This window comes from Sphingomonas sp. PP-CC-3A-396, assembly GCF_004343105.1.
Lineage (GTDB): Bacteria > Pseudomonadota > Alphaproteobacteria > Sphingomonadales > Sphingomonadaceae > Sphingomonas.
Map to the genome: position 1 here is coordinate 518,957 of NZ_SLYF01000001.1, position 22,514 is coordinate 541,470.

The window sequence follows — 22,514 nt, forward strand, 5'->3', positions numbered from 1 at the left end:
CAAGAACGTCGCGGTCCGTATCCCTGGATCCCAGCTTTCGCTGGGATGACGGCTGCTTAGAGGACGGAGCTTGGGGTAACTTGGTCTAGCCCTGCTCTCCCCTTTCCTCTAATCGCGCCTGAATGACAGATACACGAGTACCGACGCGCGTTTTTCCGAACGCCAGCCAGGATGCCGAGTCCGCCCGCGACTCCGTTTCCACCCCGCAGACGCAGCACCCGCATTACCGTCTCGCCTTCCAGGATATGGATTTCCTGTTGCGCGAAGACCTGCGGCCGGTGCGATTCCAGCTCGAACTGCTGAAGACCGAACTCGTCCTTGACGAGGCGAAGATCGGTTCGACGTTCGTGTTCTATGGTTCGGCACGCATTCCCGAGCCGTCGAAGGCCAAGGCACTGCTAGACCTCGCGACCGACGAGAAGTCGAAGAAGATCGCCGAGCGGCTGGTCGAGAAGTCGAAATATTACGACGTCGCGCGCGAGCTTGCGGCGAAGGTCAGCGTGCTGCCGCGCGACGAGCGTGGCTGGCGGCAGTTCGTGGTGTGCTCGGGTGGCGGTCCGTCGATCATGGAAGCGGCCAACCGCGGCGCGGACGACGTGGGGGCCGAATCGATCGGGCTGAACATCGTCCTGCCGCACGAGCAGGCGCCGAACCCGTACGTGACCCCGTCGCTGTCGGTGCAGTTCCACTATTTCGCGCTCAGGAAGATGCACTTCCTCCTGCACGCCCGCGCGCTCGCCGCGTTTCCGGGCGGGTTCGGGACGTTCGACGAGCTGTTCGAGCTGCTGACGCTGATCCAGACGGGGAAGATCCAGCCGATCCCGGTGCTGCTGTTCGGACGCGAATTCTGGGAGCGGGTCGTGAATTTCGACGCGCTGGTCGAGGAAGGCGTCGTCAGCGAGAAGGACCTCGGGATCTTCCGCTATGTCGAGACGGCGGACGAAGCGTGGGACGCGGTGCAGTCGTTCTATCGCGAGCGGGCCGAGCGGGAAGCGGCCGAGGGGTAAGCCCGTTCCGCAGACCCCCACCAAACCCGTCCGCCAACTATTCCGTCACCCCAGCGAAAGCTGGGGTCTCCCGGTTTGAGGCGAACCGATCGCACAAAACGGGAATACCCCAGCTTTCGCTGGGGTGACGGATTGAGGCTTGCGAGCGGGTGAGTTGTTCCACGCCGAGTGCTGCTGGGCGGCCCCTCTCCCCGCAGGGGAGAGGGAGAAGCGATTACTTCTCCGAGCGAGCGCCCTTGCGCGCTGCTTCGGGATCGACCGAGGGCGCGCCAGACGCAGGCGTACCGGTGTTGGCGATGTCCGCGGTCGGCGCACCTTCGGTCGCCGCAGCCTCGGCCGCATTCGCCGTCGCCGGCTGATCCTTTGCCGCCGCATCCTTGGCCGCCGGCGATGCGCCAGCCGCAGGCGCCGCGGGGAGCGGCAGGTTCGAGCCCTGCTGGTTGAGATACAGGATCACGTTCGCGCGGTCCTGCGCATTGCCGAGGCCGGCGAACGTCATCTTCGTGCCGTTCGCGAACTTCCGCGGGCTGGTCAGCCACGCGTTGAGCTTGTCGAAGTCCCACTTGCCGCCGACGCCCGCCAATGCCGCGGAGAAGGCGTACCCGCCCTTGCCCTTGGCGATTTCCTCGCCGATCGTGCCGTACAGGTTCGGGCCGACGCCGTTCGCGCCACCCTGGTTGATCGTGTGGCAGGCGGCGCACTTCTTGAAGACTTCGGCGCCCTTGGCGGCATCGGCAGTCGGCAGCAGCGACGCGATCGGCACTTCGGCAGCGGCACCTTCGCCGCCCTCGGCGACGACACCCTCGATCGCATAGCCCATCTTCTCGGGGCGCTCGCCGTGGAACATCATGCCCCCGACGATCGACAGACCCAGCGCCGCGCCACACCCTGCGAGCACCCAGCCGGCGATCGTATTGGTCCGATTGTCCATATTGCGCGTCCGCCCCTGTTCTATTTGGGACAGCCATAGAAAACGCGGGCGCGCACCGCAAGCCGCGCTTGAACATGGCTCCTCGGCTCTCTAGGCGCCCGGCTCATGGAAAACTTCGCCGTACCCGCCCGCCCGATCGTCGCGCGGATGACCGAAGCAGCTGCAGCAGACCCCACGCGCGCCGTCGCGTTCCAGGGTGCGCCGGGCGCCAACAGCCACGTCGCGGCGGTCGAGGCATTCCCCGATGGCCTGCCCCTCCCCTGCTTCGATTTCTCCGACGCGATCGATGCGGTGAAGGACGGTCGCGCCGACTGCGCGATCATTCCGATCGAGAATTCGCTGCACGGCCGCGTCGCCGACATCCATTTCCTGCTGCCCGAATCGGGGCTGGTCATCACCGGCGAGCATTTCCTGCCGATCCGCCATGCGTTGATGGGCGCCGGCCCGCGCGACGGTATCCGCCAGGCAATGAGTCATCCGCAGGCGCTCGGCCAGTGCCGGCATTGGCTGAAGGCGCACGGGATCGAGCCGGTGAGCTATCCCGACACGGCGGGCGCTGCGGCGAAGGTCGCCGAACTCGCCGATCCTGCGATCGCGGCGCTGGCGCCGCCTGCTGCAGCCGGGCTGTACGGGCTGGAGCTGCTCGCGACCGACATCGCCGATGCGGACCACAACACGACCCGGTTCGTGGTTCTCGCGCGGGGCGGCAAGCCGCCGGCAGCGCAGGAGCCGGTCGGGGCTGAGTGGATGACGACATTGATCTTCGAGGTGAAGAACGTTCCCGCCGCGCTCTACAAGGCGGTCGGCGGATTCGCGACCAACGGCGTGAACATCACCAAGCTGGAGAGCTATCAGCGCAACGGCAGCTTCTCCGCGACCGAATTCTATGCGGACGTCGTCGGCAAGCCGGGCGACGCGAACCTCGACCATGCGCTGGAGGAACTCGGGTTCCACTCGAAATGGCTCCGCGTGTTGGGAACGTACCGCCAGGCGCGATCGCGGGGGTAACGTGATCCTCCCCTGCAAGGGGAGGATCGAAGCAGGCTCAGTTCGCCGCGGGCAACCGCAGTCGTACCAGCAACCCACCAAGGTCCTCGCTCTCCTCAAGCGCAACCGTCCCCTCGTAGATCTCCGCCACGTCGCGCACGATCGCGAGCCCGAGCCCGGTACCCGGCTTGCCCGTATCGAGCCGAACGCCGCGATCGAAGATGCGCACCCGCTCCTCTTCCGGAATCCCAACGCCGTCGTCCTCAACCAGGAACTCGACGAAGCCCGACTGCGCGCCGACCGTCACGAACACGCTGCCGCCACCGTATTTCGCCGCGTTCTCGATCAGATTGCCGAGCATCTCGTCGAGATCCTGCCGTTCGACATGGACCTGAAGCCCGCGCGGTCCCGTCACGTCGATCCGGACATGGCGGTACAGCCGCCCAACCGCGCGCTCGACCGATTCGAGGCTAGGCCAGACGTCCGCGCGGCTATGCGCGGAACCGCGTCGGCCGACCGCACGCGCCCGCGCCAGGTGATGGTCGACCTGCCGCCGCATCGTCCGCGCCTCGCGGATCACTGTGTCGGCAAGGTCGTCGGACTGCGCGGTCGCCGCGTTCATGATGACCGTCAGTGGGGTCTTCAGCGCATGCGCGAGGTTGCCGGCGTGACGGCGCGCTTCTTCCGCCTGGCGCTCGTTATGCTCGATCAGCGCGTTCAGTTCCTCGACCATCGGGGCAACCTCGACCGGCATCGCGCTCGACACCCGGTTCGACTGGCCGGCGCGCATCCGGGCGATCTCCTCGCGCACCCGGCGTAGCGGCCAGAGCCCGTAGAAGGTTTGCAGCGCGGCCATCACGATCAGCCCGAGCGCGAGCAGCGCGAAGCTGCGGACGAGCGTGCGGCGCAACGTCGTGATCTGCGCGTCGAGCCCGTCGCGGCTCTGCGCGACCTGGAACCGCCAATGCACCTTGGAGCCGGGGATCACCGCATCGCGCTCGACGATCCGCAGCTTCTCGTCGGGGAACTGCGCGCTATCGTAGAAATGCGCAGTGCGATCGTCATGCGTGCTGCCGAACGCCAATTTCCGATCCCACAGCGAGCGTGACAGCAGGTCGTCCTGCCCCTTGGCCGACACCTGATAATACAGCCCGGAATACGGCTCGAGGAATCGCTGGTCGGCGACGGCTTCGCGGGTGAAAATCACCTCGCCCTCAGGACCGATTTCGGACGAGTTCAGTAGCGAGCGGAGGACGTATTCGAGCTGGTCGTCGAAATTGCGCGTCACCGCCGCCGACAGCACGCGGTCGAGCGCGAACCCGCCGCCGCTGAGCAGCACGCCGATCCACACCGCCGCAATCAGGATCATCCGCCGCGACAGCGATCCCTTCACCGCCGCCGGCACGCGGAGCGGCGTGTCGGCGGTTGGGGGGGCAGGTATCGACGCGCTGTCCATAACCGGACCGATCAGGCGTCCGGATCTTCGAGGCTGTAGCCAAGGCCGCGGATCGTCGTGATCACGTCCTGGCCGAGCTTCTTGCGAATCCGCGTGACGAACACCTCGATCGTGTTCGAATCGCGATCGAAATCCTGGTCGTAGATGTGCTCGATCAGCTCGGTACGGCTGACGACCTTGCCCTTGTGATGGAGCAAATAGCTCAGCAGCTTGTACTCCTGCGCGGTCAGCTTCACCGGCTCGCCAGCGCGCGTGACCTTGCCGCTGCGCGTGTCGAGGCGGATATCGCCCGCGGTCAGCTCCGACGAGGCGTTGCCGCTCGCGCGACGGATCAGCGCCCGCAGACGCGCAATCAGCTCCTCGCTCTGGAACGGTTTCGCCACATAGTCGTCGGCGCCCGCATCGAGCCCGGCGACCTTGTCGGACCAGCTGTCGCGTGCAGTCAGGACTAGCACGGGCATCGTCTTGCCCTCCTTGCGCCAGCGATCGAGCACGGTCAGACCGTCGATCTCGGGCAAGCCGAGATCGAGCACGACCGCGTCGTAATTCTCGGTCGAACCGAGGAAATGCCCCTCCTCGCCATCGACCGCGAGATCGATCGCGTAGCCCGCCCCCTCGAGGGTATTCTTCAATTGCTGGCCGAGATTCGGCTCGTCCTCGACGATCAGAACGCGCATGATTATCCTCTCGATTGGGGTTTTCAGCGACCCGTGCGGCCGACGATCTGGCCGTTGCGGCCATCGACGTCGACCCAGATGACGGTTCCATCGCGCAGGAATTTCAGCGTGTAAATGGCGCTGCCCGAATCATAGTCCGAGCCGAGATACTGCGCGCCCTTCATCGTCGGGATCACGCGCGACTCGATCTCGCGCAAAGACGGCGCTCCGGTCCTGCGCGCCTCCAACGCCGACATCTGGTCGCTGCGACGTTGCGGGGGCTCGCCCGCCAACAGGGGTGCCGCACCCATCAGCAAAGGCGCCGCGGCCAAGGTCGCAAGGAAAAGCAACATCTTCATCGCCGTGGCATAGGGCCTGCGCATTGAACAGCCTGTGAATAAGGCAACGCATGGTCCTGACGCCGGTTACCACGACGGTGTAACTTGCCTGCATCACTTGGCGCCCCTACGTGGCGCGAACATGGCAGCACCAATCTTAGCATTCGAAGGCCTCGGACTCGTCCAGGGCTCGGGATGGCTCTTTCGCAACCTCGACATCCACATCGGCCCGCGCGACCGGCTCGCACTGATCGGCCGCAACGGCGCCGGCAAGACGACCTTGCTGAAACTGCTCGGCGGCAGCGTGATCGCCGACGAGGGCCGCAGGGTGATCGTCCCCGGCACGCGCGTCGTGATCCTCGAGCAGGAGCCCGATCTGCGCGGCTTCGCGACGTTGCGCGATTACGTGATGGCGGGCGACGACGCGCCGGTAAATTACGAAGCGGATTCGATCGCGGATCAGCTCGGCATCGACCTCTCGCGCGAGGCGGCGTCGGCGTCGGGTGGCGAGCGGCGCCGCGCGGCGATCGTCCGCGCGTTGTCGCAGGACCCCGACGTGCTGCTGCTCGACGAGCCGACCAATCATCTCGACATCGGCGCGATCGAGTGGATCGAGGAGTGGCTCAAGCGCTTCCGCGGCGCGTTCGTCGTGATCAGCCATGACCGCACCTTCCTGACCCGCCTGACCAAGCAGACCTTGTGGCTCGATCGCGGCGCGATCCGCCGGGCGGAGGTCGGTTTCGGCGGGTTCGAGGCGTGGACCGAGCAGGTCTATGCCGAGGAACAGCGCCAGGCCGAGAAGCTCGATGCGCGGCTGAAGCTGGAGGAGCACTGGCTGCTCCGCGGCGTCACCGGCCGTCGCAAGCGCAACCAGGGCCGTCTGACCAAGCTGCACGAGATGCGCGCCGAACGCGCGTCGATGATTGGGCCACAAGGCTCGGCGAACCTGACGACCAGCAGCGACGATTCCAAGACGAAGGTCGTGATCGACGCCAAGAACGTCACCAAGGCGTACGGCGACCGTACGATCATCGGCGACCTGACGCTGCGTGTAACCAGAGGCGACCGCATCGGCATCGTCGGCCGCAACGGCGCGGGCAAGTCGACGCTGTTGAAGCTGCTCACCGGCGAGATCCAGCCCGACAGCGGCTCGATCAAGCTGGCACAGACGCTCGACGCGGTGGTGATCGACCAGCAGCGCAGCCTCATGGCGCCCGAAAAGACGGTCCGCGAAGTCGTCGTCGATGGCGGCGAATGGATCGACGTGCTCGGCGTGCGCAAGCACATCCATGGCTATCTGAAGGACTTCCTGTTCGACCCGAACATGGTCGACGCGAAGATCGGCTCGCTGTCGGGCGGTGAACGTTCGCGACTGTTGCTCGCGCGCGAATTCGCCAAGCCGTCGAACCTGCTGGTGCTCGACGAGCCGACCAACGATCTCGATCTCGAGACGCTCGATCTGTTGCAGGAGGTGATCGGCGATTACGACGGCACCGTCCTGATCGTCAGCCATGACCGCGACTTTCTCGACCGCACCGTGACGATCACGCTCGGGCTCGATGGCTCGGGGACGGTCGACGTCGTCGCGGGCGGGTACGAGGATTGGGAGAAGCGTCGCGCCTCGACGACGACCGGCAAGCGCGCGTCGAAGAAGGTCGCCGCCACTGCACCGCCGGCTGCCGCCCCCCGCGCGAAACTGACGTACAAGGATCAGCGCGACTATGAATTGCTGCCCAAACGAATCGAGGAACTCGACGCGCAGATGGCGGCCGATGCGGCTAAACTCGCTAAACCCGACCTGTACATGCGCGATAATGCGACGTTCGCGAGACTGACCAAGGCGATCGAAACCGCGCGGGCCGAGAAGGAGTCGGCCGAGCTACGTTGGCTCGAGCTTGCAGAAATGGTTGAAGGCGCGTCTTAAACTAGATTTAGCTGGACTTTTATGCCTTTGATAACTAGGGGAACCAGCTTGCAATTGCTGCGTTGCGGCAGTTCGGTTCGTTTATTGTGGAGATGTTTATGAAGCTCAAGGCCCTTACCGGCAGCGCACTTGCTGTTGCAATGATGACCACCTCGGTTGCAGCGTCGGCTGCTCCTGCCAGCCTGTCGGTTGCGAACGCACGCACTGGTTCGGCAACTGCCAACAAGAGCGAGCTCGCTGGCGGCGGCGGCATCTTCGCGATCCTGATCGCAGCTGGCGTTGCAGCCATCGGCGTGATTGCTATCGTCAAGGACGATAACAACGACGACTCGGACAGCAACTAAGCGTTTCGGGCCGACGCCAAACGCGTCGGCCCACTCGTTTCGCGGCTAGAGTGGCCTACCGGCCCGACCCGCGAGATCGACGATGAACTGCCACGCCACGCGGCCCGAACGGCTCCCGCGGCGTGTTGCCCACGAAATCGCATCGCTGGTTTCGAATTTCAGATCGTTTGCTCTGGCATAGGCCGCAACGATCGCAAGATACCCATCCTGATCCAGCGCGTGAAAGCCCAGGCTGAGACCGAAACGGTCCGCCAAGGCCATATGGTCGTCCGCCGAGTCGCGCGGATTGATCGCGCTTTCCTGTTCGGCAATATCACGTGCCGCGAGATGTCGGCGGTTTGCGGTGACGACCAGCCGAACGTTGGCGGGCCTCGGCTCTGCCCCGCCCTCCAGGATCGACCGCAGCGCGCGCGCATCGGCCGGCACATCGAACCCCAGATCGTCGATGAACACCACAAAGGCGCGATCGACCCGCGCCAACGCATCGAACAATGCCGGTAGCCCGCTCAGATCCGACACCTCGACCAGCGCGAGATCACCAGGCGATGTTACATCCCGCGCTTCCCCCTGCAATGCTGCGACCGCGCTCTTCACCAGCGCCGACTTGCCCGTGCCGCGCGCGCCCCACAGCAACACGTCCTGCGCAGCATAGCCGGTCGCCAGATGACGCAGGTTCGCGATCAACGCGGCCTTCTGACGATCGACGCCGATCAGCATGTCGAGCGCGAGCGGCGCGAAGCGGCGGACCGTAATCAGTGATTCGCTACGCCAGGTATAGGCGGGATGAATATGGGGATCGGCCGGCGGCGGCGGCGGCGGCGAAAGCCGCTCCAGCGCGGCGGCGATGCGGTCCAATGGGTTGGTCATGGCCCGCTCTTGGCGGCTTGCAGCCGGTTGAACAAGCATCCAGCGAGGCTGGGCATTCAGGCGGAAAGGCACCGACTGGACGGGCCTTCAACCGAGTTGGCGGAGATGTCCTGCGATCGCACCATCGTCCGGTGCGAGCCGGGTCGCCTTGACCAGCACTTGCCGAGCGCCCGCGGTATCGCCGTTCGCCGCCAGTGCGATACCATAGGCATCGGCGGCGGCGGCGTTCATCGGCATCAAGGCGTAGGCCGCGCGGCCGTAGCGGACCGCAATCGCGCCATCGTCGCTTCCCGCATAGGCCAGCGCAAGATCGACGAGCACGCCGCCATCGCGGTTGCCGACACGGCGGCGGAGCCCTTCCAACGTCTCGATCGCCCGGCCCCAATCGCCCGACGCCACCTGCCAATGGCCTAGCAGCCGCTGTCCGGCCACGCTCTGAGGGTTCTGCGACAGATACAAAGCAAGCGACGCCGCGGCATCCTCGCCGCGACCAGCACGGCCTAGGGCATCGACCAGCCTGAGCATAGTCGGCTCGTCGAACGCGAGGTCCGCTGCACGTGCATAGGTGCCGGCGGCCTCGCCAAAACGCCCCGCCGCAACCAGCGAGTCGCCGAGCGCCAGCTGTGCGGCCGGTGCCCCCGGCCCCGCCGCTACCAGCGTACCCGCACGCGCGATCGCGCCTGCGGTATCGCCATTGGCGAGTTGGCCGCGGATCACGCCAAGAACATAGGTCGGGTCGTCGATCGCGGTATCGGCCCCGGCCATCAATGCGCCAAGCGAATCGTCCGTCGCAAACGCAGCGGCAGGTGCGGCGGGGCCGGTCGCAGCGCGGTCGAGAAATTGTGCGGCCATAACCCGGTCGCCGGTGGCTTCGCAGGCGCGCGCGATCAACATGAGCGTGTAGCTGTCGGCGTCGCGGCGCAATCCGATCGGTCGCAGCACGTCGAGCGCGCCACGCGGATCGCCGGAACGCAGCAGAGCCGCGCCCAGCAAGCGTCGGGCGACGACGTTGAGCGGCTGTTCGGTCATCAGCTGGCGCCAAATGGTCGCAGCCTGTTCGAACTTGCCCTGCGCATGATCCAGGTTCGCGGAAAGCAGCAACGCTCCCGGCAGGCCACCAATCGCTCCCCCCGTGCGGCGAAGCAGCGCACGGGCCAGGTCGATTCGCCCTGCCCGCGCGGCGAGCACCGCCTGGAGATACAGCGCCTGAGGGCTACCCGGTCGGGCCTGCAATGCGCGCCGCGTGGCGACCAGCATGTCGGCGTTGCGTCCGACGTCGCCCAACGTCGCGGCATATTCGATCAGCGCCGGATGGTAATAGGCATCACGCTTGAGCGCCGCTTCGAACCACGGCAGCGCCGCCACCAACCCGTAGCGGTCACGGATCACCTCGCCCTGCAGCGTCAGTGCGGAGGGCTCGCGCGGCGCCAGCGCCACCGCGCGTGCCGCAGCGATCGATGCATCGCCGATATCGCCGGCAGTCAGCCGGATACGGCCGAGATCGGTCCATGCCGCTGAGTCATCCGGCGCGCCGTCGAGCAGCGTCTGTAGGATCGTGCGTGCGTCGGCCAGCTTGCCCTGCGACGCAAGCGCGCGCGCCTGGATACGCTGAGCGTAGGCGGCGTAGCGAGGCTGCGCCGCTGCGGCTTCGTCGATCGCGCCTTCCGGGTCGCCCTGCAACAGGCGTGCATGCGCCAGAAGCTGATGCAGCCGATCCGCGGACAGCCCGGCATCGACCGCTCGTGCAAGCTCGGCTTCGGCTGCAAGCCCGTCGCCGAGTTCGAGATAGGCGCGCGCCAGCACGGCATGAGCGATTCCCAGCGTAGGCATCGCGGCAACGGCCGCTTGCGCATTGGTCCGCGCCGCGCTGTAATTCCCGGCCTCCAACGTCGTCAGGCTGTCGGCAAGCGACCGGCGCGCATCGGGCCGCGGCGAGCGCATCGCCAATCCGACGCCGACCGCCACCACCATCAGACACAACACGCAGATCGCGAGCAGCCGCGGACGATTGCCGGACAGCACGGCGGACAGCGCGATCGGCATCCTGAACCGCCGCCGCCGGCGCCGTCGCAGCATCGGATAGGTCGCCTCAGGCATGGAGATCGTAGCTTTTCAGCAGATCGTACAGCGTCGGTCGGCTGATCCCGAGCAACCGCGATGCGCCCGCGATATTGCCATCCGAGCGCGCGAGCGCCTGGCGGATCGCCTTGCGATCGGCGAGCTCGCGCGCGGCGCGCAGATTGAGCATGGACGCGTCCTCCGCCTTGCCGTCGAGATCGAGGTCGGTTGCGGTGATCAGCTTGCCGTCCGCCATGATGACCGCGCGCTTGATCCGGTTCTCCAGTTCGCGGACGTTGCCCGGCCACCCCCAGCCATCGATCGCAGCACGCGCGTCGGGAGCAAGGCCGGTGACGACGGGGTTCATCGACGTGGCGTAGCGCGTGACGAAGTGGCGCGCGAGCAATACCGCGTCGCCGGTCCGATCGGCCAGCGCCGGGATCCGCACGACGATCTCCGCGAGGCGGTAATACAGGTCCTCGCGGAACCGCCCGTCGGCGACCATCGCGTCGACATTCTGGTGCGTCGCGCAGACGATCCGGGTGTCGACCGGGATCGCCTTGCGCCCGCCGACGCGTTCGATCACGCGCTCCTGAAGAAACCGCAACAGCTTGACCTGAAGCGCGAGCGGCACGTCGCCGATCTCGTCGAGGAAGAGCGTGCCACCGGCTGCCTGTTCGATCTTGCCTTCGGTCGTCTTCACGGCGCCGGTGAACGCGCCTTTTTCGTGACCGAACAACTCGCTTTCGAGCAACGTCTCGGGAATCGCCGCGCAGTTGATCGCGACGAAATTGCCGCGCGATCGCGGCGAGGCGTCGTGGAGTCCGCGCGCGAGCAGTTCCTTGCCGGTACCACTCGCACCGAGCAGCATCACCGAGACGTTGGCGGGGGCGACTCGCTCCAGCGTACGCGTGACTGCCGCCATATCGGGCGACGCGCTGATAAGGCCACCGAACCCGCCTGCGTCGATCCGTGCCGCGAGGCGTCGGTTTTCGGCCTCCAGCGCATGGACGTGAAACGCGCGACTGACGATCATCCCCAGCGCATCGATATCGATCGGCTTGGCGTAGAAATCCCAGGCTCCGTCGGCAATCGCCTGCAACGCGCTTTCACGCGCGCCGTGGCCAGAGGCGACGATCACCTTGGTATCGGGCTTGATGGCGAGGATGTCACGCAGCGTGGCGAACCCTTCGGTGACGCCGTCCGGGTCGGGCGGTAACCCCAGGTCGAGTGTGACGACCGCGGGCTCATGCACGCGGATCGCATCCAGCGCCTGTGTCCGATCGCTGGCGACGACGATCTCATACCCTTCATACGCCCAGCGAAGCTGACGCTGAAGCCCAACATCGTCCTCAACGATCAGCAGGACCCGCCGCGGTCCCTCGCTCGTGCCGCCGCTCATGCCGCCGCCTCCAGCGACGCGACCGCAGGAAGCAGGATGCGGAACCGGGTCCCCTCACCTTCGCGACTGGTGACGTCGAGCGCGCCGCCCATCGCATGCACCAGCTGGCGTGCCTCGAACGCACCGATACCGAATCCTGTCGGTTTCGAGGAGACGAACGGGCGGAACAGCTGGTCGCGCACAAAGCTTGGCGCCATTCCGCTGCCATGATCGATTACGTCGACCGCGACCCGGTCGCCGACCGTCTCGACCGACAGCAGGATGGGCGCATCGGCATCGCTCGCCTCGATCGCATTCTGGACGAGATGACCAAGCACCTGTTCGAGACGCGCGGCGTGACCGAGCGCGAAAACCGACGCGGCGCGCGCGGCGATCGGGTGCTGGCCACGTCGGCTAGCTGCGACGCGCTCGACGATTGCCGCGGCGTCGAGTGGCTGAAGCGGCTCTCCGCGGACCGGGCCATGCTGCGAGAGACGAGCGAGCAACACGTTCATGCGGTCTGAAGAATCCTTGAGGGTGGCAACCATGTCGACGCGAAACTCGGGATTGTCGGCATGGCGCTCGGCATTGCGCGCGACCAGCGTCAATTGGCTGACGAGGTTCTTGATGTCGTGCAGGATAAACGCGAAGCGCCGGTTGAACTCGTCGAACCGCGCCGCATCGGCGAGTGCGGCATGCGCCCGGCCCTCGGCCAGATAGCTTGCCGCCTGCCGCCCGGCGACCCGGAGCAGATCGAAATCCTCCCAGTCGAGCGCCCGGTCGACGGGTGGTCGCGCGAGCACGATTGCCCCTACCAGCGCGCCGCCATGGATCAGCGGGACGATCGCCCACGCATCCAGGCAATCCTGAAGCCAGCGGGGAACGCTGGCCATGTCTTCGGCCGGTGCGGTACCTGCGCGGACACGATCCAGTTCGATGATCCGGGCGTCCCTGGCGAGGAACCGGGCCAGCGTGTCATCCTGCGGACCGGTGGCGGCACAGTCCCAGTTCCACATGGCTTCCGGCCCTAGCGATACGCCATCGGCCACCAGCAACAGGCCACCCGGTGAGTCGGTCAGGTCGGCGATCGACTTCACGACACGCGCGTGCAGCGTATCGGCACCGGCCGCCGGCTTGCCCAGCGTGTCGGTAAAGCGTTGCCATTCCGCGCGGTAGTCATAGCGATGACGAAAGAGATGCTTGGCGACCTTCACCTTGGTCCAGGCTCGCAGCCACGGGGTCGAGAGCATCGCCAACGCGCCGGCGGTCGCACCGAAGACGATCGCGGTCTGGGCGACGCGGACATAGGGACCGGCATAGCTGGCCGCGATGCTGGTCGCGAGTGCGGTCAGGCCGGCGTACAGGATCAACGCCACCGTCGACAGCGCACGCACCGTGATCGGCCGCGACAAGGCGAGCGTCCAGTCGCCGCTGCGGTGTACGCCGACCACCAGCAACGCCGCGACGCCGGTCATGACGATGCCGCGCACGACGATCGCCGCGGGCATCCACCGCATGTCGAAATACACGCCCGCAGACACGAGCAGGTCGACGCCCCACATCGCTGCGAGCGCGAGCACGACAAGACGGATGCCGCCCCGCGACGGAGGTGCCGCCTGGTACAGATGGTGGACCAGCACCAGACCGCTGACCGCGCTCATCATTCGAAACACGACACGGGCCGACTCGACCGCCGTCAGCGCCTCGGCGTCCAGCCCCATCCGCACGGCAACCGCGAGCATCGCCGCGGTTCCGGCAAGCGCCATCACCACGAAATACACCGCGCCGAGCGCATAATTGCCGGCGCGATCGCGCCGGACGAGCGCGAGCATGAAACCGAGCCACGCGATGTCGCGCGCGCTTGCGACGATCCGTGTCGCGACATCGCGCGTGTCGATCCCGGCGACCGCAAGCGCCCAAAGGCTCGTCGTCGCGAGCGCAACGACGAACGCGGCATGCGGCCATTGCCCGCTCGGCTGCCGGACTTGGGTCAGCGCCAGCGCACCGAACAGCAGAGCGGCCAGCGCGTAACTCCACAGAATCAAAGTGGTGATCATGGCTGGGACATCACGACGCTCATCGTGCCCCCGCCGGCCACAGCACGACGCGCAGCGTCTGCAACAGGATCAGCAGGTCGAGAAACGGCGAATAATTCTTGGCGTAATAAAGGTCGTATTCGAGCTTGTGCCGGGCGTCTTCGATCGATGCGCCATAGGGATAGTTGATCTGGGCCCAGCCGGTAATGCCGGGTTTCACCATGTGCCGCTCGGCATAATAGGGGAGTTGCTCCTCGAGCTGCTCGACGAACTGGGGCCGTTCGGGGCGGGGGCCGACAAAGCTCATTTCGCCCTTCAGCACGGTCCAGGTCTGCGGCAGTTCGTCGATCCGGACCTTTCGGATGAAGCGACCGATCCGCGTGATCCGGGGATCGTCCTCCGCCGCCCATACCGCCTTGCCCGACACCTCGGCATCCTGCCGCATCGATCGCAGCTTCAGGATATCGAACCCCTCGCTGTAAAGGCCGACTCGACGCTGACGGTAGAAGGCCGGCCCCTTCGACTCGAGCTTGATCGCGACCGCAGTGACCAGGATGATCGGCAAGGTGATCGCCAGCAGCAGCCCGCCGGCGATGATGTCGAACGCCCGCTTGAAGACGCTCGACAGCATCCGGCTCGAGGCGAACCCGTCGGAGAAGATCAACCAGGACGGGTTCACGCTCTTGAGGTCGATCCGCCCCGTCTCGCGTTCGAGGAAGCTCGATATCTCGCTGACCTGCACGCCCGTGGTACGGACGCGGAGCAGATCCTTCATTGGCAGCGCATTGCGGCGTTCGTCGAGCGCGAGCACGACCTCGCTTGCATTCTGATCGACGATATAAGCCGCCAGATTGGGAATATCGCCACGTGGCAGCGCCCCTTGGACGACCGGCTCGGTCTCTCCCATCAAGACGAACTTGGCGACGATGAAGTTAACCCCGGGCTGTCCCGACAGGCTCAGGATCTGGGCGGCACGCACCCCCGCGCCCAACACGACGATGCGCCGCTTGAACGTTTCGCCGCCCAGCGTCTTGCCGAGCAGCGCGCGAACCGTGACGAGCAACACCGTCGCGATGACGGTCGAATAGAGAAGATTGGAGCGCCACAGCGCAAGCGGCGGTACCAGGAAGAAGATCAACGACAAGAACATCACGCCGATCGACAGCGCGACCGCGAGCCGCGCGGCGGCAAAGCGCAGCGACAGGAACGACGCCACGCCGTACGCGCCGACTGCCACCAGCGACACCTGCAAGGCGAACGCAAAAGTAAGCAACTGCCCGATACGGGTCTGGATCGGCTCGACCTGCATACCGATCTGGTGCGCGCGGACGACCCAGCCGATCTCCGCGGACGTGATGAGCAGCACCAGATCGACCAGACCGAGCATCAGGACCACATGGGGTACATAGTGCTTGAAGAGCCGTATCATGGTCCGTTGTTCCCGACGCCTATCTGTAAAATCTGCCGACGCTGGACAGAGCTTGGCAGCAATTCCCAAAAAAAGGCTGAAGACCCTGCAACCGCTTGGGCCACTTGACGATTGCGAAGCTAACGCCGGCACTATAGCGCGACCGGCAGGAGGCTCCATGACCGTACGTACGATCGTTCCCGTGATACTTTCAGGCGGTTCCGGCACACGCCTGTGGCCGATGTCGCGCCCAGAGATGCCCAAGCAGATGCTCGCACTGACGGCAAACGAAACGATGCTGCAACTCACCGCGGGCCGCACCCAAGGCGAACGCTATGCGGCGCCGATCGTGGTGGCCAATGCGCGTCACGCCGATCTGGTCGAGCAGCAACTTGCCGATGCGGGCGCTATGCCCCAGGCGCTGATTCTCGAACCCGCCGGTCGCAACACCGCGCCGGCGATCGCCTTGGCGGCGATCGCAGCCGGCGGCGGCGGTAACGCGCTGCTCGTGATGCCGTCCGACCACGTCATCAACGACGTCGCCGCATTCCATGCAGCGATCGAGGCGGCGATGCCGCTGGTGTCGCAGGGCTGGCTCGTCACGTTCGGTATCGCACCGGACTCGCCCGAGATCGGCTATGGCTGGATTCAGATCGGCGACGAACTCCAGCCAGGCGTTCACCGCGTCGCGCGGTTCGTCGAAAAGCCGCCGCTCGACAAGGCACAGTCGATGCTTGCCAGCGGCGATCATGCCTGGAACGGCGGCATGTTCCTGTTCCAGGCAGATGCCTATCTCGAAGCGCTCGCCCAATTCGATCCGGGTATCCTGATTGCGACCCGCGAGGCGATGGACAAGGCACGCACCGAAGGCACCCGGATCTATCCCGATGCGACGGCGTTCGCGGCGTCGCCTGACGATTCGATCGATTATGCCGTCATGGAGAAGGCCGAGCGCGTTGCCGTCGTACCGGTTGCGATGGGCTGGAACGACGTCGGCAGCTGGGACGCCCTGCACGCGATCAGCGACCTCGACGATGCTGGCAACGCGCATCGCAGCGAAGGCGGCGGCAACGTACTGGCGATCGATACCAAGCAGTGCTTCGTGCGAAGCGACGGGATCCGCGTGTCGCTCGTCGGGGTCGAAGATCTGATCGTCGTAGCAAGCGGCAACGACGTCCTGATCATGCCGCGCGGCCGCAGCCAGGAGGTCAAGAAGCTGATCGAGGCGATGAAGACAGACGCGGCAAAGACGGACGCGGCGCACTGAGCCAAGCTTTCCCTGGATCCTCGACAGGATCCGGGTCAGGCCACCTGCCCGCCTCTACTCGGCTTTTCGGCGAACCTTGGGCACGCGCGACAACCGGGTCAACAGCGTGGGGATGTCATCGGTAATCATCGTGTCGGTCGGGGTCTGCCAAGACGAGCGCAGCGTTTCGCCGACATCCTGCAATCGGGCGCCGGCTGGACGTTTGGCTGTCTCGTTTCGCACTTCAACCTCTATCACGCATACTAAACCCGACGGGTCCTTCGGGTGGGGTAAGGACACCGTCGGGCTCGCAGGTCTAACCGACGATCGTTGGTCTGGTTCCGGGGCATGCGCCGTCCCGCGAAACGCGCGCCCGATTTTCCGCCCCCTCCGGCTCTGGCGGTCCGTGTGCCGATCGGCTTAGATGCGCGAAAGTTCACGGGAGAATTCGTCATGGATCGTCGCCAGTTCCTCGCATCGGGAGGCGTCGCCGCGCTTGCCACCACGCTGCTGCCGTCTTCGGCCCTCGCGCAGTCGGGCAGCGATACTGCGCTCAACGCGGACTTCGAACGGATTTTCCAGCGTAGCGTGGCGCGGTCGCCTGAACTCGCGACCTCGCTGGGTCTCGACAAGGGACCGTTCGCCGGACTCAAGAGCCAGCTTTCGCCGCGGACACCCGACAAGCGCGCGCGTGATGTCGCCGAGACGAAGGCTGCGCTCGCCAGCCTCGCGCGCTATGACGGCGCGGGCCTGTCGCCAGCGGCCAAGCTGAACCTCGAAGTGGTGCGGTATTCGCTGAACACGCAGATCGCCGCGCCCGAGAAATTCGGCATGGACAGCCCGATCCGCCCCTACCGGATCTTCCAGCAGGGCGGCGCCTATTTCCAGGTGCCCGACTTCCTCAACACTGCGCACACGATCGCCGCGACGCCCGATGCCGAAGCGTACCTGTCGCGGCTCGACCAGTTCGGCACGGTGCTCGACCAGGAAAGCGCGATGCAGCAGGCCGAGGCGGCACGCGGGCTGCTCGCACCCGGTTGGTCGCTCGACCTGACGCTCGGCCAGATGCGGAAGTTGCGGGGCCAGCCCGCCGCGACGTCGAGCATCGTCCAGTCGCTGGTCAAGCGTGCCGCCGCCAAGGGTCTCACCGGCGACTGGCAAGCACGCGCCGCTAAGATCGTCGACGAGAAAGTCTATCCCGCACTCGATCGCCAGATCGCGCTGATCGAGCGACTAAAGCCGACGACCAAGCCCGGCGACGGAATCTGGCGCGTGCCGAACGGCGACGCGATCTACGCGATGGCGCTGAACCAGGCGACGACCACGACGATGAGCCCCGACGAGGTCCACCGGATCGGCCTGGCACAGGTCGCCGAGATCACCGCCCAGCTCGACACGATTCTCAAGTCGCAGGGCTATGCGACGGGGACGGTCGGCGAGCGGCTCGCCAAGCTGAACGTGATGCCGGACCAGCTCTATGCGAACACGGCGGAGGGGCGCACCGAGCTGATCGCCGGGCTGAACGACGGTATCAAAGCGATGTACGCCAAGCTGCCCCAGGCCTTTTCGGAGGTGCCAACGCAGCCGCTCGAAATCCGCAGCGTACCGGTCGAGATCCAGGACGGCGCGGCGAACGGCTATTACAATCGCGCCTCGCTCGATGGCACCCGTCCGGCGATCTACTTCGTCAATCTGAAGGACGTCGGCGACTGGCCGAAATATACGCTGCCGTCGCTGACCTATCACGAGGGCGTGCCGGGGCATCACCTCCAGATCAGCCTCGCGCAGGAGTCGAAGGACATTCCGACGCTGCGGAAAATCGGCTTCTTCTCGGCCTATTCGGAAGGCTGGGCGCTGTATGCCGAGCAGCTGGCCGATGAACTGGGAGCGTATGCATCGCCGTTGGAGCGCGCAGGGTATCTCCAGTCGTTCCTGTTCCGCGCGACGCGACTGGTGGTCGATACCGGCATTCACGCGAAGCAGTGGAGCCGCGAGAAGGCGACCGACTACATGGTCGCGACCACTGGGTTTGCGCGGCCAAGGACGCTGCGCGAGGTCGAGCGCTATTGCACGCAGGCCGGCCAGGCGTGCAGCTACAAGGTCGGCCACATGGCATGGACGCGCGCGCGGGTGAAGGCGAAGGCGGCACTGGGCGACCGGTTTGACCTGAAGCAGTTCCACGACATCCTGAAGGAAGGCGCCATGCCGCTGACGATCCTGGAACGCCGCGTCGACGAGCGGATCGCGGCGATACGCGGGCGGGCGTAAGTCGCCATGAAGGTGGCGATCATCGGGCTGGCCGCGATGCTGTCAGGGGCTGGCGCTCCCGGCAATGCCCCGCGGCCGTCAGCGTCGGATGCCATCCTGACGGCCGAACTGATCGACGCGCACGCCCCCTATCCACAGGCGCACGCGTCGACGACTGTGCAGCTCGCCGACGGCACCTTGATGGCGGCCTGGTTCGCCGGATCGGGCGAAGGCAATACCGACGTCCGCATCTGGACATCGCGTAGCAGCAGCCGCGGGGACGGCGGATGGAGTGCGCCCGAACCGGTGGCGGCGGGTATCGGCGCCGATGGTCGCCATCTTCCGACTTGGAACCCAGTACTGTTCCAGCCTGCCCCGGGCGACCTCCGCCTGTTCTACAAGGTCGGGCCGAACCCGCGTGATTGGTGGGGGATGATGATCCGCTCGACCGACAACGGCCGTAGCTGGAGCAAGCCGGAGCGCCTGCCCGACGGCGTCCTGGGACCGATCAAGAACAAGCCCGTCGTGCTGCGCGACGGGAGCTGGCTTGCACCATCGAGCCGCGAAGAAGGCACCGCGGAGGCCAATCGCTGGTCGCTCCGCATGGAACGCAGCACCGATCGCGGCGCGCATTGGACGGTCGAGCCGCCGATCCCCTCGCCGATGCATATCGAGGCGATCCAGCCCAGCGTGCTGTCCTATCCCGATGGCCGGCTCGAACTGATCGCCCGCACGCGCCAGGGTGCGCTCGCCATGAGTTGGTCGAAGGATACCGGCCGGACCTGGTCGCCCCTCGCCGCGATCGACCTTCCCAACCCGAACGCCGGCACCGATGCGGTGACGTTGCGCGATGGGCGACAGTTGATCGTTTATAATCACAGCGGTCATTGGCCCGACCGCCCCGGCGACGGACCGCGCTGGCCGCTCAATCTCGCACTGTCGGACGATGGCGTGCGCTGGCATCAGGTGCTGACGCTGGAAAGCAAGCCGCTGCCCGACGGCTATGCCTATCCCGCGGTGATCCAGACTCGCGACGGGCTGGTCCGGATCACCTACACTTACGATCGCAAGCACATCAAATATGTCGTGGTCGACCCGCGCCGGCTCCGCTGATGGGGGGCGGCGTTTAACACCGCACCCCCAACATTCAGATAACGCTTACTTGCCGCTCGCGTCGAGCGTCTGCGCGGCCACACGGACCGTTGCGGTCTGGACGATGTCCGCAGCAGACGTTGCGAGCATTACCTTGTAGTCGCCGCCGGCGATCTTCCACCCGCCGCTGGCGACATCGAACGTCGCAAGCAGGCGCGGGTCGATCGTCACCGACACCGTCTGACCCTTGCCGGGTGCGAGATCGACCTTGCGGAAAGCGCCGAGCCGCTTGGGCGCTTCCCAGCCTGCGCCCGAAACATAGACCTGCGCGACCGTCTTGCCTTGCACCGCGCCGGAGTTCTGGACCGTGAAGTCCGCCTTGATGCCCTTGCCCGCGGGGGACGCGGTCAGGCCGGTCATCGCGAAGTTGGTATAGGAAAGCCCATAACCGAACGGGAACAGCGGCTTGGCACCGGTCTTGTCGAACCACTTATAGCCGACCGCCGCACCCTCTATGTCGTAATTCCCCATCGGATGCGAATCGCGGTCGAGCTTGGGATCGCCCTCCAGCTTGGGCCGCGGGATCTGTGCGAGCGACGCCGGGAAGGTCGCAGGCAGGTGGCCCGACGGATTGACCTCGCCGGTCAGCACGCGCGCGATCGCCTCGCCGCCCGCCGTGCCCGGATACCACGCTTCCAGCACCGCGCCGACCTTGCCGAGCCACGGCATCACCACCGGACCGCCGGTTTCGAGCACGACCACCGTCTCCGCATTCGCATGCGCGACCGCATCGATGAGCGCGTTCTGGCCATCGGGCAGGTTCAGGTCGGGCACGTCGATCGACTCACCCGTCCACTGCTCGCCGAACACGACGACCATGTCCGCCTTCCGCGCCGCCGCAGCCGCTGCCTTGACGTCCTTGCCGTCAAGATAGGTGATCGTCGCGCCGGTTCGCGCCTGCAACGCCTTCATCGGCGACGACGCGTGATAGGTCTTGGGACCGGGGAAACCGCTCGGGAATTCATCCGGCACGACCAGGCCGTTGGTCGGCGCATTATGCGAATAGACCTGGCTCGATCCACCGCCCGACAGCACCCCGACATCGGCATGCGCACCGATCAGCAGGATCGACTTCGCCGTCTTCGCGATCGGCAGCAGCCCGGCGGTGTTCTTGAGGAGGACGATACCGTCCTCGGCATCCGCGCGTGTCACCGCGGCATGCGCGGAATAGTCGATCTTGGTCGCCTGATCGCCATTCACGACAGTGTCGAACGCGCCCACGGAAAACATTCCCCACAGCACGCGGCGCGCCATGTCGGTCGCGCGCGCTTCGCTGACATGGCCGTTGTTGACAGCCTCGCGCAGCGCATCCGCGAAATACGCCGAGCGATCGAACGCCCAGCCCGACTGCTGGTCGAGCCCGGCATTGGCCGCCTCGCTGGTCGAATGCGTCGCACCCCAATCAGACATGACATAGCCCTTGAAGCCCCAGTCGCGCTTAAGGACTTTGTTCAAGAGCCAGTCGTTCTCGCACGCGTAATGGCCGTTTACGCGGTTGTACGAACACATCACCGAGCCGGGCTGACCGACCTCATTGGCGATCTCGAACGCGAGCAGATCGGACTGGCGCGCAGCCTGTTCGCCGATCTTGTGATCGATGTTGTTGCGGTTCGTCTCCTGACCGTTGAAGGCGTAGTGCTTCATCGTCGAGACAACGTGCTGCGACTGGATGCCCTTGATCTCGTGGCCGGTGATCACACCCGCCAGCAACGGATCTTCACCGCCATATTCGAAGTTGCGGCCGTTGCGCGGCTCGCGCGTCAGGTTCATGCCGCCGGCGAGCTGCACGTTGAAGCCCGACAGGAACGCCTCGCGGCCGATCATCGCGCCGCCCGCCTGTGCGAGTTCGGGGTTCCAGGTCGCCGCGGTCGCGATCCCCGACGGCAGTGAGGTGCGCAGCCGCGGCGTCGGCCCGCGCTGGCTGGCGACGCCGACGCCGGCATCGGTCTGCCACTGGTTCGGGATGCCGAGCCGCGGAATGCCGGGGACGATGCCGGCAGACGCGGGCAGTCCGTCCTTGGGATAGACCCAGTTCTTGACCGGCGTCTTCAGCCAGTCTGCATTGGTCGCGAAATAACCGAACGTGAGTTGCAGCTTCTCGTCGAGCGTCATCTCCTTGAGGAGTAGATCGACGCGTGCATCGGCGCTCAGCGCAGTGTTCATCCATGGCCGCGCTTTCGGCGCTTCGGTTCGCGCCGCCGCGGCGCCGGGCGCGTTGTTGGTCGTCTGTGCGATGGCGGGCGATGCCGCCACGACGCCGATCACGACCGAACCCGCAAGGAGACGTGCGAAAATGGTCTTGGTGCGAGATGCGGTCATGGAACCCTCTTTTTTTGACTGATGTGCACGTCGGATACGGTCTGCCGAGGCTGTCGCCTAGTGGGTGCGGGCATTCCCGAGCTGGCCGATCGTTAAATTGATCGGCCCGCGACATACTTTAATCTAAAGCAAATTGTCGGCGGCTTCGCGATGTAGT

17 protein-coding genes are annotated in these 22,514 nt (G+C 65.8%); 7 read left to right on the forward strand and 10 right to left on the reverse strand.

Going from position 1 to position 22,514, the window contains the following annotated elements:
- The first annotated feature begins 122 nt into the window (after window positions 1-122).
- Window positions 123-1,007 (forward strand): TIGR00730 family Rossman fold protein, encoded by an 885-nt coding sequence (locus tag C8J40_RS02355; RefSeq protein WP_132895607.1) that lies wholly within the window; start codon window positions 123-125, stop codon window positions 1,005-1,007.
- A gap of 214 nt (window positions 1,008-1,221) precedes the next feature.
- Here C8J40_RS02355 and C8J40_RS02360 read toward each other — a convergent pair whose 3' ends face one another.
- On the reverse strand, window positions 1,222-1,938 hold the full coding sequence (locus C8J40_RS02360; protein ID WP_132895608.1) for a cytochrome c family protein: 717 nt from the start codon (window positions 1,936-1,938) through the stop codon (window positions 1,222-1,224).
- A gap of 105 nt (window positions 1,939-2,043) precedes the next feature.
- Between C8J40_RS02360 and C8J40_RS02365 the strand changes: the two genes are divergently transcribed.
- Window positions 2,044-2,946, forward strand: coding sequence for a prephenate dehydratase (locus C8J40_RS02365; RefSeq protein WP_132895609.1), 903 nt, complete (start codon window positions 2,044-2,046; stop codon window positions 2,944-2,946).
- 37 nt (window positions 2,947-2,983) lie between these two features.
- Here the strand turns inward: C8J40_RS02365 and C8J40_RS02370 are convergent, their stop codons facing one another.
- The 3 genes from C8J40_RS02370 to C8J40_RS02380 all read right to left on the reverse strand — a co-directional run bounded on the left by C8J40_RS02370 (window position 2,984) and on the right by C8J40_RS02380 (window position 5,396).
- Complete coding sequence (locus tag C8J40_RS02370) at window positions 2,984-4,294, reverse strand: ATP-binding protein (protein WP_132736936.1); 1,311 nt, start codon at window positions 4,292-4,294, stop codon at window positions 2,984-2,986.
- A 98-nt stretch (window positions 4,295-4,392) separates the two neighbouring features.
- Window positions 4,393-5,058, reverse strand: a complete 666-nt coding sequence (locus tag C8J40_RS02375) for a response regulator transcription factor (RefSeq protein WP_056061146.1) — start codon at window positions 5,056-5,058, stop codon at window positions 4,393-4,395.
- Window positions 5,059-5,081: 23 nt separating this feature from the next.
- Window positions 5,082-5,396, reverse strand: coding sequence for a hypothetical protein (locus C8J40_RS02380; protein ID WP_132895610.1), 315 nt, complete (start codon window positions 5,394-5,396; stop codon window positions 5,082-5,084).
- A 121-nt stretch (window positions 5,397-5,517) separates the two neighbouring features.
- Between C8J40_RS02380 and C8J40_RS02385 the strand changes: the two genes are divergently transcribed.
- Window positions 5,518-7,299 (forward strand): ATP-binding cassette domain-containing protein, encoded by a 1,782-nt coding sequence (locus tag C8J40_RS02385; protein WP_132895611.1) that lies wholly within the window; start codon window positions 5,518-5,520, stop codon window positions 7,297-7,299.
- 98 nt (window positions 7,300-7,397) lie between these two features.
- Window positions 7,398-7,643, forward strand: a complete 246-nt coding sequence (locus C8J40_RS02390) for a hypothetical protein (RefSeq protein ID WP_243693167.1) — start codon at window positions 7,398-7,400, stop codon at window positions 7,641-7,643.
- Between the two features lie 45 nt (window positions 7,644-7,688).
- Here C8J40_RS02390 and C8J40_RS02395 read toward each other — a convergent pair whose 3' ends face one another.
- The 5 genes from C8J40_RS02395 to C8J40_RS02415 form a co-directional block, all read right to left on the reverse strand.
- A complete protein-coding gene (locus tag C8J40_RS02395) occupies window positions 7,689-8,510 on the reverse strand; it encodes a DUF815 domain-containing protein (protein ID WP_132895612.1) in 822 nt (273 codons plus the stop codon).
- Between the two features lie 87 nt (window positions 8,511-8,597).
- Window positions 8,598-10,586, reverse strand: a complete 1,989-nt coding sequence (locus C8J40_RS02400; protein ID WP_243693168.1) for a tetratricopeptide repeat protein — start codon at window positions 10,584-10,586, stop codon at window positions 8,598-8,600.
- Window positions 10,587-10,599: 13 nt separating this feature from the next.
- The gene (gene prsR, locus C8J40_RS02405) at window positions 10,600-11,970 is read right to left on the reverse strand and encodes a PEP-CTERM-box response regulator transcription factor (RefSeq protein WP_132895614.1); all 1,371 of its coding nucleotides are present in this window, start codon (window positions 11,968-11,970) and stop codon (window positions 10,600-10,602) included.
- Window positions 11,967-14,006: an XrtA/PEP-CTERM system histidine kinase PrsK gene (gene prsK / locus C8J40_RS02410; protein WP_132895615.1), complete on the reverse strand. Its 2,040-nt coding sequence runs from the start codon at window positions 14,004-14,006 to the stop codon at window positions 11,967-11,969. The genes prsR and prsK overlap by 4 nt, the downstream gene beginning before the upstream one ends.
- Before the next feature lie 19 nt (window positions 14,007-14,025).
- Window positions 14,026-15,414, reverse strand: a complete 1,389-nt coding sequence (locus tag C8J40_RS02415; RefSeq protein ID WP_132736501.1) for a TIGR03013 family XrtA/PEP-CTERM system glycosyltransferase — start codon at window positions 15,412-15,414, stop codon at window positions 14,026-14,028.
- 157 nt (window positions 15,415-15,571) lie between these two features.
- Here C8J40_RS02415 and C8J40_RS02420 point away from each other — a divergent pair, with 157 nt between their 5' ends.
- From C8J40_RS02420 to C8J40_RS02430, 3 genes are all read left to right on the forward strand, one after another.
- Window positions 15,572-16,660, forward strand: a complete 1,089-nt coding sequence (locus tag C8J40_RS02420; protein WP_132895616.1) for a mannose-1-phosphate guanylyltransferase/mannose-6-phosphate isomerase — start codon at window positions 15,572-15,574, stop codon at window positions 16,658-16,660.
- A 432-nt stretch (window positions 16,661-17,092) separates the two neighbouring features.
- Entirely contained in the window at window positions 17,093-18,907 is a 1,815-nt protein-coding gene (locus C8J40_RS02425) for a DUF885 family protein (RefSeq protein WP_132895617.1), read from the forward strand.
- Window positions 18,908-18,913: 6 nt separating this feature from the next.
- A complete protein-coding gene (locus C8J40_RS02430) occupies window positions 18,914-19,999 on the forward strand; it encodes a sialidase family protein (protein ID WP_243693169.1) in 1,086 nt (361 codons plus the stop codon).
- 45 nt (window positions 20,000-20,044) lie between these two features.
- On the opposite strand, the gene C8J40_RS02435 is transcribed toward C8J40_RS02430, so the two are convergent.
- Window positions 20,045-22,357 carry a glycoside hydrolase family 3 C-terminal domain-containing protein gene (locus C8J40_RS02435; RefSeq protein WP_132895618.1) on the reverse strand — a complete coding sequence of 771 codons (2,313 nt, stop codon included), beginning with the start codon at window positions 22,355-22,357 and terminating at the stop codon, window positions 20,045-20,047.
- Between the last annotated feature and the right edge of the window lie 157 nt (window positions 22,358-22,514).

What these genes read in the sequence shown, in the direction of transcription:
- C8J40_RS02355 (WP_132895607.1), top strand. Translation starts at nt 123, where the DNA reads ATGACAGATACACGAGTACCGACGCGCGTTTTTCCGAACGCCAGCCAG.
- C8J40_RS02360 (WP_132895608.1), bottom strand. Translation starts at nt 1,938, where the DNA reads ATGGACAATCGGACCAATACGATCGCCGGCTGGGTGCTCGCAGGGTGT.
- C8J40_RS02365 (WP_132895609.1), top strand. Translation starts at nt 2,044, where the DNA reads ATGGAAAACTTCGCCGTACCCGCCCGCCCGATCGTCGCGCGGATGACC.
- C8J40_RS02370 (WP_132736936.1), bottom strand. Translation starts at nt 4,294, where the DNA reads ATGATCCTGATTGCGGCGGTGTGGATCGGCGTGCTGCTCAGCGGCGGC.
- C8J40_RS02375 (WP_056061146.1), bottom strand. Translation starts at nt 5,058, where the DNA reads ATGCGCGTTCTGATCGTCGAGGACGAGCCGAATCTCGGCCAGCAATTG.
- C8J40_RS02380 (WP_132895610.1), bottom strand. Translation starts at nt 5,396, where the DNA reads ATGAAGATGTTGCTTTTCCTTGCGACCTTGGCCGCGGCGCCTTTGCTG.
- C8J40_RS02385 (WP_132895611.1), top strand. Translation starts at nt 5,518, where the DNA reads ATGGCAGCACCAATCTTAGCATTCGAAGGCCTCGGACTCGTCCAGGGC.
- C8J40_RS02390 (WP_243693167.1), top strand. Translation starts at nt 7,398, where the DNA reads ATGAAGCTCAAGGCCCTTACCGGCAGCGCACTTGCTGTTGCAATGATG.
- C8J40_RS02395 (WP_132895612.1), bottom strand. Translation starts at nt 8,510, where the DNA reads ATGACCAACCCATTGGACCGCATCGCCGCCGCGCTGGAGCGGCTTTCG.
- C8J40_RS02400 (WP_243693168.1), bottom strand. Translation starts at nt 10,586, where the DNA reads ATGCTGCGACGGCGCCGGCGGCGGCGGTTCAGGATGCCGATCGCGCTG.
- prsR (WP_132895614.1), bottom strand. Translation starts at nt 11,970, where the DNA reads ATGAGCGGCGGCACGAGCGAGGGACCGCGGCGGGTCCTGCTGATCGTT.
- prsK (WP_132895615.1), bottom strand. Translation starts at nt 14,006, where the DNA reads ATGATCACCACTTTGATTCTGTGGAGTTACGCGCTGGCCGCTCTGCTG.
- C8J40_RS02415 (WP_132736501.1), bottom strand. Translation starts at nt 15,414, where the DNA reads ATGATACGGCTCTTCAAGCACTATGTACCCCATGTGGTCCTGATGCTC.
- C8J40_RS02420 (WP_132895616.1), top strand. Translation starts at nt 15,572, where the DNA reads ATGACCGTACGTACGATCGTTCCCGTGATACTTTCAGGCGGTTCCGGC.
- C8J40_RS02425 (WP_132895617.1), top strand. Translation starts at nt 17,093, where the DNA reads ATGGATCGTCGCCAGTTCCTCGCATCGGGAGGCGTCGCCGCGCTTGCC.
- C8J40_RS02430 (WP_243693169.1), top strand. Translation starts at nt 18,914, where the DNA reads ATGAAGGTGGCGATCATCGGGCTGGCCGCGATGCTGTCAGGGGCTGGC.
- C8J40_RS02435 (WP_132895618.1), bottom strand. Translation starts at nt 22,357, where the DNA reads ATGACCGCATCTCGCACCAAGACCATTTTCGCACGTCTCCTTGCGGGT.